Source organism: Streptomyces sp. NPDC005791, from assembly GCF_042871485.1.
Taxonomy (GTDB): domain Bacteria; phylum Actinomycetota; class Actinomycetes; order Streptomycetales; family Streptomycetaceae; genus Streptomyces.
This window is the reverse complement of record NZ_JBIAIP010000016.1, coordinates 112,000-121,535: the sequence shown is the minus strand read 5'-3', so window position 1 is coordinate 121,535 and position 9,536 is coordinate 112,000. Positions and strand designations below refer to the sequence as shown.

13 protein-coding genes and 1 riboswitch are annotated in these 9,536 nt (G+C 70.7%); of the genes, 4 read left to right on the top strand and 9 right to left on the bottom strand.

The window, feature by feature from the left end:
* Window positions 1-92 precede the first annotated feature (92 nt).
* The 7 genes from ACFYSH_RS27890 to ACFYSH_RS27860 all read right to left on the bottom strand — a co-directional run bounded on the left by ACFYSH_RS27890 (window position 93) and on the right by ACFYSH_RS27860 (window position 5,260).
* On the bottom strand, window positions 93-878 hold the full coding sequence (locus tag ACFYSH_RS27890) for an urease accessory protein UreD (protein ID WP_388756109.1): 786 nt from the start codon (window positions 876-878) through the stop codon (window positions 93-95).
* Complete coding sequence (gene ureG, locus ACFYSH_RS27885; protein WP_388756106.1) at window positions 875-1,552, bottom strand: urease accessory protein UreG; 678 nt, start codon at window positions 1,550-1,552, stop codon at window positions 875-877. Before ureG ends, ACFYSH_RS27890 begins: the two co-directional genes overlap by 4 nt.
* 31 nt (window positions 1,553-1,583) lie before the next feature.
* Window positions 1,584-2,249, bottom strand: a complete 666-nt coding sequence (locus ACFYSH_RS27880; protein WP_359473553.1) for an urease accessory UreF family protein — start codon at window positions 2,247-2,249, stop codon at window positions 1,584-1,586.
* Window positions 2,250-2,270: 21 nt separating this feature from the next.
* A complete protein-coding gene (locus tag ACFYSH_RS27875; protein WP_359473550.1) occupies window positions 2,271-3,992 on the bottom strand; it encodes an urease subunit alpha in 1,722 nt (573 codons plus the stop codon).
* Entirely contained in the window at window positions 3,985-4,296 is a 312-nt protein-coding gene (locus ACFYSH_RS27870; RefSeq protein ID WP_388756101.1) for an urease subunit beta, read from the bottom strand. Before ACFYSH_RS27870 ends, ACFYSH_RS27875 begins: the two co-directional genes overlap by 8 nt.
* A gap of 14 nt (window positions 4,297-4,310) precedes the next feature.
* Window positions 4,311-4,613 carry an urease subunit gamma gene (locus ACFYSH_RS27865; RefSeq protein WP_359473544.1) on the bottom strand — a complete coding sequence of 101 codons (303 nt, stop codon included), beginning with the start codon at window positions 4,611-4,613 and terminating at the stop codon, window positions 4,311-4,313.
* Window positions 4,614-4,960: 347 nt separating this feature from the next.
* Window positions 4,961-5,260: a type II toxin-antitoxin system Phd/YefM family antitoxin gene (locus ACFYSH_RS27860; RefSeq protein ID WP_359473541.1), complete on the bottom strand. Its 300-nt coding sequence runs from the start codon at window positions 5,258-5,260 to the stop codon at window positions 4,961-4,963.
* Window positions 5,261-5,339: 79 nt separating this feature from the next.
* On the opposite strand from ACFYSH_RS27860, the gene ACFYSH_RS27855 reads away from it, so the two are divergent.
* The 3 genes from ACFYSH_RS27855 to ACFYSH_RS27845 all read left to right on the top strand — a co-directional run bounded on the left by ACFYSH_RS27855 (window position 5,340) and on the right by ACFYSH_RS27845 (window position 7,303).
* Window positions 5,340-5,975 carry an ATP-dependent Clp protease proteolytic subunit gene (locus tag ACFYSH_RS27855; protein WP_359473538.1) on the top strand — a complete coding sequence of 212 codons (636 nt, stop codon included), beginning with the start codon at window positions 5,340-5,342 and terminating at the stop codon, window positions 5,973-5,975.
* Window positions 5,976-5,982: 7 nt separating this feature from the next.
* A complete protein-coding gene (locus ACFYSH_RS27850) occupies window positions 5,983-6,291 on the top strand; it encodes a hypothetical protein (RefSeq protein WP_359473535.1) in 309 nt (102 codons plus the stop codon).
* 341 nt (window positions 6,292-6,632) lie between these two features.
* Window positions 6,633-6,829, top strand: a riboswitch (cyclic di-AMP (ydaO/yuaA leader).
* Window positions 6,830-6,832: 3 nt separating this feature from the next.
* Window positions 6,833-7,303 carry a C40 family peptidase gene (locus ACFYSH_RS27845; protein ID WP_359473532.1) on the top strand — a complete coding sequence of 157 codons (471 nt, stop codon included), beginning with the start codon at window positions 6,833-6,835 and terminating at the stop codon, window positions 7,301-7,303.
* Between the two features lie 18 nt (window positions 7,304-7,321).
* On the opposite strand, the gene ACFYSH_RS27840 is transcribed toward ACFYSH_RS27845, so the two are convergent.
* Window positions 7,322-7,957 (bottom strand): LysE family translocator, encoded by a 636-nt coding sequence (locus tag ACFYSH_RS27840; RefSeq protein ID WP_359473529.1) that lies wholly within the window; start codon window positions 7,955-7,957, stop codon window positions 7,322-7,324.
* Window positions 7,958-8,029: 72 nt separating this feature from the next.
* Here ACFYSH_RS27840 and ACFYSH_RS27835 point away from each other — a divergent pair, with 72 nt between their 5' ends.
* Window positions 8,030-8,944, top strand: coding sequence for a LysR family transcriptional regulator (locus tag ACFYSH_RS27835; RefSeq protein ID WP_388756096.1), 915 nt, complete (start codon window positions 8,030-8,032; stop codon window positions 8,942-8,944).
* A 41-nt stretch (window positions 8,945-8,985) separates the two neighbouring features.
* On the opposite strand, the gene ACFYSH_RS27830 is transcribed toward ACFYSH_RS27835, so the two are convergent.
* Window positions 8,986-9,417 carry an ATP-binding protein gene (locus ACFYSH_RS27830; RefSeq protein ID WP_359473523.1) on the bottom strand — a complete coding sequence of 144 codons (432 nt, stop codon included), beginning with the start codon at window positions 9,415-9,417 and terminating at the stop codon, window positions 8,986-8,988.
* Window positions 9,418-9,536 lie beyond the last annotated feature (119 nt).

Genomic DNA, 9,536 nt, shown 5'->3' with positions numbered 1-9,536 from the left:
GATCCTTTCGTCTGTGAGGCTGCCGGGAACAGGGCGTACGCATGTTTCTTTACCGAACCAATAACCGGTGCCCACTGTCCCGCTGAGCGAACTCAGCCCTCGCGGAGGGCCTCGCCTCCGTTCAGCAGTTCCTCCAGCGCCTCGTCAAGCACCGCGCGCAGCAGCCGCGCGTCGGCGCAGAGCGCGGTCACCAGCACCGCGGGACCGGCCAGCGGAGTGAGCGCGGCCGTGGGGCCGAGCAGGCGCGGCGCTGGAGGGGCGTCACCGAACGCGGGGTCGACGTAGAGGAGTTGTCCGACAGCCCGGTGGCCGCTCAGGACGGCCGCACCGTCCCAGCCCCCGGGCGCTCCTGGTCCGTACGACAGGTGCTGGTCGAGCAGTGGCCGTCCGGCTCTGCGTACCGTCAGACGGGTCGAGAGCCTGCCGGTGCGTTCACCGTGCCGGCCCAGGATCTGCTCCTCCCGAAGTACCAGGCGTGCGCTGGCGGAGAGTTCGGCCCGGGTGGTCATGTCGAGTGCGCTGCCGTGGGCGGAGACGAGCTGTTCGGGGAGCCAGTGGAGTTCCGCCCCCTCCCCCACACTCAGCTGTACGTCGTACGAGGCGGGGCCGGCGTCCGGTCCGGGCCCCGGCAGCGCCACGGTGGCGGCGGCGGAGTCCACCGTCACCCGGGCACCGTCCTCGACCCGCACCTCGACGGCGAGCCGGTCGCCGCCGAGTGGTGCGCTCATCGCACCGACCACGGTGACTCGCGCGTACGTGGTGTCCGGCGACCTGGTCCGGCGCAGGGCGAGCGGCCCGTCGCTCTCCAGCACCGGAAGAGCGGTGGACCCCCGCCCGTCGGCGACCGCCGTGATCCGGGCGGTGGCCGCGACGCTCACGCCGCCCAGTCCGCGAGCCGTGCCCGTACCCAGTCCGCAACGGGGGCGACACCGTCTGCCCCGGTCAGGGAGGTGAACACCACGGGGAGTCCACCGCGTTGGTCGGTGGCGTCGCGAGCCATCCGGTCCAGGTCGGAGCCGACGTAGGGGGCGAGGTCGGTCTTGTTGATGACGAGCAGGTCGGCGGTGGTGACCCCGGGGCCGCCCTTGCGCGGGATGTCGTCACCTCCCGCGACGTCGATCACGAAGACCTGTGCGTCGACGAGCCCCTTGGAGAAAGTGGCGGTGAGGTTGTCGCCGCCGGATTCGACGAGGATCAGATCGAGGGGGCCCACGGCGTCCTCCAGGTCCTCGACGGCTTCCAGGTTGGCGGAGATGTCGTCGCGGATGGCGGTGTGCGGGCAGGCACCGGTCTCCACGGCCTGGATGCGCTCGGGCGGCAGCACCGCGGTGCGGAGCAGGAAGGCGGCGTCCTCGCGGGTGTAGATGTCGTTGGTGACGACGGCGATGGAGACGCGGTCGCGCAGGGCCCGGCAGAGGGCGGCGACGGTCGCTGTCTTCCCCGAGCCGACCGGGCCGCCGAGGCCGATCCGCAGGGCGCGACGCGTGCCGTCGGGGCGGGCGGCGTCGGCGCTGACGGCCGCGGGGCCGGGGTGTGCGTGGTCGAGATGCATGGGTGCGGCTCCAGGTCTGCGGTCATGGGAGTCAGGAGGCGAACAGGCGGACCGGCCAGGCCGCGTGGGCCTCGGCCGAGATGTCGAGCATCGGGGCGGAGGCGGCCGGCAGGGCGTCGATGCCGTGCCGTGCGGCCTCGGCGGCCTGTCCGGCGATCTGATCGAGGGCGGGTGCGAGCCGGGCGAGGACCGCGGTGGCCTCGAAGGGGTCGAGGGACAGCAGGCGGACCACCGCGGTCGCCGGCCCGCTGACCGTTTCGTAGGCGACGCAGTGTGCGGCGTCGGCGGGCGTCAGGCCCGCGGCGCGTGCCGTGAGGCCGAGGACCACGGGCTGGTGTGCGCCGCGTGGCCGGGCTTCGGCGAGCGCGGCCAGTGCGGGGCTGGGCCAGGAGGCTCGCGCCGCTCTCATCAGCTGCCGGCCGAGCTTGCGTGCGACGTTCCTGAGGGCGGGCGAGGGCGTCCGGGCGTCGGCGGCCTCGTCGAGGGCGAGCGGGTCGAGGCCGTGGGCCGCTGCGGCGGCCAGGGCCGCGGCGGTGAGGCCGGTGGTGTGCAGTCGGCCCAGGCAGAAGTCCGCCAGGTCCTGGGCGTTGCGGATGCGTCCCGCCTCGACGGCCGGCTCGGCGCCTCCGGAGTGGGCGTGGCCACCGGCGGGGAACCGGCCGTCGGCGAGGACGAGCAGGGCCGCTCGCGTCGTCATGATGTGCTGTCCTGTCTTGGCTCAGAAGAGGAAGTAGCGTTGCGCCATGGGAAGTTCAGCGGCCGGGGCGGGTTCGACCGGATCACCGTCGATGGTGACGGCGAAACTGTCGGGGTCGACCACGACCTGGGGCAGGGCGGCGTTCTCCCGCATGTCCGCCTTGGTGACGCCTCGGGTGCTGGTGATCGGCACGAACGCCTTGCCGAGCCCCAGGCGCTCGGGGAGCCCCGCCTCGATGGCGGACGAGGACACGAAGTTGAGGGAGTTGGATGCGGGAGCCCGGCCCAGGGCACCGAACATCGGGCGGGGCATGACCGGCTGCGGGGTCGGGATCGAGGCGTTGGCATCGCCCATCTGCGCGTACGCGATCTGGCCGCCCTTGATCACGGTCTGCGGCTTGACGCCGAAGAACGCCGGGTCCCAGAGCACGAGGTCGGCGAGCTTGCCGGTCTCCACGGAACCGATCTCCGAGTCCAGCCCCTGGGCCACCGCCGGGTTGATGGTGTATTTGGCGACATAGCGACGCACTCGACGGTTGTCGGCGGGGCCGTCGCCCGGCAGGGCGCCACGTCGTCGCTTCATCACGTGGGCGGTCTGCCAGGTACGCAGGATCACCTCGCCTATGCGGCCCATCGCCTGGGAGTCCGAGGAGATGATCGAGATGGCTCCGAGGTCATGGAGGATGTCCTCGGCCGCGATGGTCGAGGGCCGGATCCGTGACTCGGCGAACGCGAGATCCTCCGGTACCGCCGGGTTCAGGTGGTGACAGACCATCAGCATGTCGAGGTGCTCCTCGATCGTGTTGACGGTGTGCGGCCGGGTCGGATTGGTGGAGCTGGGCAGGACGTACGGCTCCGAGACCACGCTGATGATGTCGGGAGCGTGCCCGCCGCCCGCCCCCTCGGTGTGGTACGCGTGGATGGAGCGCCCCGCGATGGCGGCGAGCGTGTCGGCGACGAACCCGGCCTCGTTGAGCGTGTCGGTGTGGATGGCGAGCTGGGCGCCGGTCTCCTCGCACACGCTCAGACAGGCGTCGATGACGGCGGGGGTGGCACCCCAGTCCTCATGAATCTTGAATCCCAGGGCTCCGGCCCGGAGTTGGGAGTGCATGGCCTCGCGGGACATCGTGTTGCCCTTGCCGAGCAGGCCTATGTTGACCGGGTACGCCTCGAGCGCCTCGAACATCCGGGCAAGGTGCCAGGGGCCCGGGGTGATCGTCGTCGCCTTGGTTCCTTCGGCCGGGCCCGTGCCTCCCCCGACGAGTGTGGTGATCCCGGAGGAGAGCGCCTGGTCGAGGAGGGTCGGCGAGATGAAGTGGACGTGCGCGTCGATGGCGCCGGCGGTGATGAACTTGCCGTTGCCCGCGATGATCTCGGTCTCGGGACCGATGACCAGTGCGGGGTGGACACCGTCCATCGTGTCCGGGTTCCCGGCCTTGCCGATGCCCGTGATACGGCCGTCGCGGATACCTATGTCGGCCTTGACGACGCCCCAGTGGTCGATGATGACGGCGCCTGTGACGACGGTGTCGGGGGCCCCTTCGGCACGGGTGGTCCGTGCCTGGCCCATCGATTCACGGATCACCTTGCCGCCGCCGAACACGGCCTCGTCACCGGCCAGTCCGGGGCCGCCGGACCGGTCCTCCTCGATCTCGACGACGAGATCGGTGTCGGCGAGCCGGATGCGGTCACCGGTGGTGGGCCCGAACAGATCGGCGTACACCGGGCGGCTGAGCTCAGGCATCGAGGGGACCTCCGGTGTCGCCGCGCAGCCCTGGGACGATGCGCAGGCCTGCGATCGGAACGAGTTCGACATCGACGAGGACACCGGGCTCGAAGCGCACAGCCGTCCCGGCGGCGATGTTCAGCCGCAGCCCGTGGGCGGCGCGGCGGTCGAAGTGCAGGCCGGTGTTGGCCTCGGCGAAGTGGTAGTGCGATCCGACCTGAACGGGTCGGTCCGCGGCGTTGAGGACGGTGAGACGGGTGACGGGGCGCCCTTCGTTGAGCGTCACCGGATCCTGCGCGTACAGGATCTCTCCGGGAATCATCGGCCGCTCCTCCGTCAGACGATCGGGTCGTGGACGGTGACGAGCTTGGTGCCGTCCGGGAAGGTGGCCTCGACCTGGACGTCGTGGATCATCTCCGGTATGCCGTCCATGACGTCGTCGCGGGTGAGGATCTTCCTGCCGGAGGCCATCAGTTCGGCCACGGTCCGGCCGTCGCGGGCGCCTTCCAGGAGGTGGGACGTGATCAGCGCGACCGCCTCCGGGTGATTCAAGCGCAGTCCGCGCGCCCTGCGCTTCTCCGCGACATCTGCCGCCACATGGATGAGCAGGCGTTCCTGTTCGTGCGGAGTCAGTTGCACGCTTCCACCCTCTTCGTCTTCCGCCCGGTACCTGCCCCGGACGCAGCGGGACCCGATCCCGCCTTCAACACTCTGTTGAACGGTGAAGGGGGTTCCGCGACCAGGTATTGCACGTTAGGGCGGAAGTTTTTCCGGCGCGTTAACTGATCTTTTGCGGATCCATGGGCATCAGCGCACACGAACGCCCTTCAGGGCGTCCGGCTCACATCACGCGGCGGCCCCCGGACGGCATGCGTCCGCCCGGGCGCGCCAGCGGCGCCGCGAACGAGAACCGCGCCGTATACGGCGCGATCGTGACCACCGGGGCGGGCCCGCAGTCGAGCGGCCCCACCCTCCTCCGGACCGCTTCAGCGGTCCCGGTCCTCCTGCCCGCGGTGTTCCGCGGCGATGCCGAAGCGGCGCCGTTCGCCCGTGGCAGACGATACGGAGCGAAGCGATGACACCGAGCTGATCACCTGCTCCTCCACCACCGCCTCCTCCGCCGCAGCTTCTTCGTTCTCGAGTCGCTGCAGGTCAGCCGCTGACACCAGAGCGATCAAAGGCTTCCCGTGCCGCGTGACCACCACGCGTTCACCCCCGTAGACGACGCGGTTGATCAGTTCGGCGAGCTCCGCCCGGGCTTGCGTCACCGGAATCTCGTAGGCCATTCCTCCATTTTAACCTCCTGTACGTCCTGTACATTTTTTACGTACGTCGATTCACCGTGGTTCGAGGAGAGGCATCGTCATGTTCCGTCCCGCCGCCCGCTACGTACTGCCCGAGTTCACCGAGCGCACCGCTCACGGGTCCCGGAGCACGGATCCGTACTCGAAGCTGCTGTCCGAGCGCATCGTCCTTCTCGGCACGCCCGTCGACGACACGGCCGCGACCGACCTGATCGCGCAGTTCATGTACCTGGAGCACGCGGACCCCGACCGGCCTCTGTCGCTCTACATCAACTCGCCCGGGGGCTCCTTCGGCGCCATGACGGCGGTCTACGACACCATGCACTTCCTCGCCTGCGAGGTGGAGACCTTCTGCCTCGGCCAGGCGGGCGCCGGCGCCGCGGTGTTGCTCGCGGCCGGCGCACCCGGACGCCGACATGCCCTGCCGGGCGCCCGGGTAGTCATTCAGCAACCCGCTCTGGGCGAGCCGGTGCAGGGCCAGCCCTCCGATCTCGAGATCCGGGCCTGTGAGTTGCAGCGCGAGCGCGAGCTGCTCACGGCCATGCTGGCCCGCCACACGGGGCGCTCCACGCGGGAGATCAGCGCAGCCATCGAACGGGACACCGTCCTCGACGCCCCAGCCGCTCTGGCGTTCGGGCTGGTGGACCACGTCACGGAGAACCGCACGCCGTCCCATCCACCGCGTCCCGCGAGGTGAACGCCCCATGCCCTCACCCCAGTTCCCACCACTGCCCGCACTGACCCGCGCCGAGGCCGACTTCATCGACTGCTACCTGGCGGCGCTCGACCAGCTCGGCCGCATCAACCCCGCCCGGGGCACCGACACGTACGGAGCGCTCCGGGCGGCTCAGGCCCTCGCGTCCCGGGCCGTCTCCCTCCGCGACGCACTGGTATCGATGCACGAGCGAGGGGAGTCACAGATCCACGCGGACACCCTGGCCAGGGCTCTGCGACTGCTGGACGGCGAGCGTCGCGCCGGGCGGGTCGCCGTGCCTCCCGCGCCGTCGAGTTGAGCGCTTTCGCCGCCCGACTCGGGTTCCCGGTGGGGTTTCCGACGCCCTTTCACGACACGCCCGGCAGGTCGATGAGTTTTCCTCGCTCGATCGGCGTAGGAGGTCCCCCTACCGAGGGACAGCCCAACTTGCGCACCGAGCACGGACACTGAACGGAATACATCGTTCCGCCCCTGGTACACGGCTGGTCCGGTGCAGCCGCCGCGGCCCCGGGCCGACCGCGTCCACCCGATCGGATCAGTCGTGAGGACTCTCACATATGCCTGCTTCAGCGAGGAAATCCGGCACGGCGTGAGTAAAGATCCCTGGGACGACAAGCCCCCGCCACCGCGGCGGGGCGGTCCGGGCGGACGCCGAGTCCTGCCGCTGTCCGGATGCCTGGTCGACAGGAATGGATCGGCAGGAGTGGAGGACCCGAGCACAACGGGCCGTCCGGATTTCCGGACAGCCCTCGGGGTGAAGCCGCTTCGCGCGGCCGGGCAACTTCGCCAGCCCGAACCCGACAGGTCATCCTTCACAGGCGGCTGACGAAGGGTTGCGCATGACTGCGCAGGTTCATGTCCGCTCTCTGTTCGCCCGGGCCGGCACGGCCTCGGTCCTGACACTCGCCGTAGGGACCACCATGTTGGCCCCCGGTTTCGTGAACGACGCCGAGGCCGCCGCCCACTCGACGAAAGCCCTCAAGATCGCGGCCTCGAAGAAGGGCGCCCCTTACAGCTGGGGCGCCGCGGGCCCCCATCGGTTCGACTGCTCCGGGCTCACGCTCTACGCGTTCAAGAAGGTCGGCAGGAAACTTCCCCGCACGGCTCAGCAGCAGTACAACAAGACCCGCCATATCTCCAGGTCGCAGCGGCAGCGCGGCGACCTCGTCTTCTTCCACGCGGGCCGCAGCGTCTACCACGTCGGCATCTACGCCGGCAGCGGGAAGATCTGGCACTCGCCGAAGACCGGCGCCGTGGTCCGGCTGGAGAAGATCTGGTCCGGCAACGTCTGGTACGGGAGGGTGCGCTGACGGCCTTCGTCGCCCGGTTCAGTGCAGCAGAGGACCGGTGACCAGCACGAGTCCCAGCGCGGTGAGCGCCGCGCCGCTGCCGCCCTCGATCGCACGGGCGGTACGCGGCCGGCGCAGCCACCGGCCCAGGCGGTCCACCAGCAGGGCCACGGCCGGAAACCAGACGAGGGCGAGCAGGACGACCACCGACGCCAGCAGCAGTGTCCTCGGCAGCGGCGGTTGGCCGGCCGGGACGAACTGGGGCAGCAGGCTCAGGAAGAGCACGGGCGCCTTCGGATTGAGGGCGTTGGTGAGGAAGCCCTGGCGCAGCGAACGTCCGAGCCCCGTGGACGCCCCGCCCTCCTCCTCGTCAGCCCCTCCTGCGGTGGCCCGTCGCCTCATCGCGTACAGGCCGCTGAGCCCGAGGTAGAGGACGTACGCGCCGCCGAGCAGCTGGACGGTGCGCAACAGCACGGGCATCGTCACGAGCACGGCGGCGAGGCCGGCGACCGCCAGGGCGGTGTGCACCACGAGCCCTCCGGCGACCCCCACCGCGGTGGCCAGCCCGGACCGCCGGGATGCGAGGGCGTTGCGTACGACCACGGTGAAGTCTGCGCCGGGAAGCGCCACCATTCCCGCGGCGACGGCGACGAAAGCGATCAGTTGTGCGTCCATGGGTCCACCCTGACCCCGTCGGCCCTTTAACGTGTACTTGCAATCTTCTGGGCCTGGCAAAAGGAACGCTTAATGTACGACCCCACGCGGCTGGCCGCGCTGGTGGCTGTGGCCGAGGCCGGCTCGATCACACGGGCAGCCGCACGACTGGGTTACACCGCGCCCGCGCTCTCGCAGCAGCTGGCGAAGCTCGAGCGGGAGGCCGGAGCCGCCCTCCTCGTCCGTCACCACCGCGGGGCGCGGCTGACGGCCGCCGGTGAGCTGCTGGCGGGGCGGGCCCGGCGTGTGCTGGACGAGATGGACCAGGCACGGCACGAGCTGGCACGGCTCGCAGGGCTGTCGGGCGGCCGGTTGAGGGTCGGCACGTTCGTGACGGCCGGGATCCATCTGCTGCCGCCGGTTCTCACCGCGTTCCGGCGCTCCCACCCCGATGTGGAGCTGGCCGTCACGGACTACGAGCCGCCCGCCGGGGTCGCCGCCGTGGCAGCGGGTGATGTGGACCTGGCGCTCACCCATGCGTACGAACCCGCGGCCGCCGGGCCGCTGCCGGCGGGGGTCTCCGCCGAGCCGCTGCTCGTCGAGGAGCTGGTGCTGGTCACCGCTCTCGGGCAGGTGCTGTCCGAGGGCAGCGGCCCGCTGCCTGTGGCCGAACTGGCGGGCCGTCCGCTGATCAGCAGCGCTCCTGATCATCCACCGCGGCGTGGGGTCGAGCGTGCGCTGGCCGAGGCGGGAGCCACCCCCGCCGTGGTGTGCGAGTCGCCCGGCTACGCCCTGGTGTGCGCCCTGGTCAGTGCGGGCATCGGCGTGGCGGTGGTGCCGGAGATGGTGGCCGCGATGTCCCCGACGCCGCTCGCCGTCCGCCGTCTGGAACCCGCCGCTTTCCGGCGGACGATCTCCGTGGTGCACCGGGGGGAGCGGAACACCGCGGCGGCGACGACGCTGATGGCTCTCCTGCGCAGCGGCTTCGGCCGGGCTTCCACCGGGTGAGGACGGTCGCGGCCCCACGCGCGGTGCGCCGGCCGACGGCGTCAGCTCCGCGCGGGGACCGGCCAGGGAAGAGCGATCGACACGGTCTTGCCCCCGTCCGGGGTGGGGCTGACTGCGAGCCGGCCGCCGTGCTCCTTCGTGAGGGCCCGGATGATCAACATTCCGCGTCCGTTGTCCTGGCGCACCGCCGCGGGCAGCCGCTGGGGACGGCGGGGGTGGCTGTCCGTCACACCGAGATAGAACTCCACGTCCCGGTCGAGTCTGAGGTCCACGGTGAAGGTGGGTGACTGCCCCAAGGTGTGCTGGACGGCATTGGTGGCGAGTTCCGAGACGATCAGCCGGATGGTGTCGGCGGCGTCGTCGTCCTGCCTCAGTCCCCATGCCGCGAGCACCTGGGCCACAAATGTCCGGGCCGTGGAGACCGAGGCCGGATCGCTCGGCAGAGTGACAGTTGCTTCCTGATGGTCTGCCATGGCGACGCCGTCCCTTTCCCGCCCTGACCGGCCCACGGCCAGCCCTGGATTGTGCTTCGCGCCAGACTGCCACCGATGTCGGCCTTACTGACGGCGATCGGCCAAGATATGCATATATC

What these genes read in the sequence shown, in the direction of transcription:
- ureG (WP_388756106.1), bottom strand. Translation starts at nt 1,552, where the DNA reads ATGCATCTCGACCACGCACACCCCGGCCCCGCGGCCGTCAGCGCCGAC.
- ACFYSH_RS27880 (WP_359473553.1), bottom strand. Translation starts at nt 2,249, where the DNA reads ATGACGACGCGAGCGGCCCTGCTCGTCCTCGCCGACGGCCGGTTCCCC.
- ACFYSH_RS27875 (WP_359473550.1), bottom strand. Translation starts at nt 3,992, where the DNA reads ATGCCTGAGCTCAGCCGCCCGGTGTACGCCGATCTGTTCGGGCCCACC.
- ACFYSH_RS27870 (WP_388756101.1), bottom strand. Translation starts at nt 4,296, where the DNA reads ATGATTCCCGGAGAGATCCTGTACGCGCAGGATCCGGTGACGCTCAAC.
- ACFYSH_RS27860 (WP_359473541.1), bottom strand. Translation starts at nt 5,260, where the DNA reads ATGGCCTACGAGATTCCGGTGACGCAAGCCCGGGCGGAGCTCGCCGAA.
- ACFYSH_RS27855 (WP_359473538.1), top strand. Translation starts at nt 5,340, where the DNA reads ATGTTCCGTCCCGCCGCCCGCTACGTACTGCCCGAGTTCACCGAGCGC.
- ACFYSH_RS27850 (WP_359473535.1), top strand. Translation starts at nt 5,983, where the DNA reads ATGCCCTCACCCCAGTTCCCACCACTGCCCGCACTGACCCGCGCCGAG.
- ACFYSH_RS27845 (WP_359473532.1), top strand. Translation starts at nt 6,833, where the DNA reads ATGACTGCGCAGGTTCATGTCCGCTCTCTGTTCGCCCGGGCCGGCACG.
- ACFYSH_RS27840 (WP_359473529.1), bottom strand. Translation starts at nt 7,957, where the DNA reads ATGGACGCACAACTGATCGCTTTCGTCGCCGTCGCCGCGGGAATGGTG.
- ACFYSH_RS27835 (WP_388756096.1), top strand. Translation starts at nt 8,030, where the DNA reads ATGTACGACCCCACGCGGCTGGCCGCGCTGGTGGCTGTGGCCGAGGCC.
- ACFYSH_RS27830 (WP_359473523.1), bottom strand. Translation starts at nt 9,417, where the DNA reads ATGGCAGACCATCAGGAAGCAACTGTCACTCTGCCGAGCGATCCGGCC.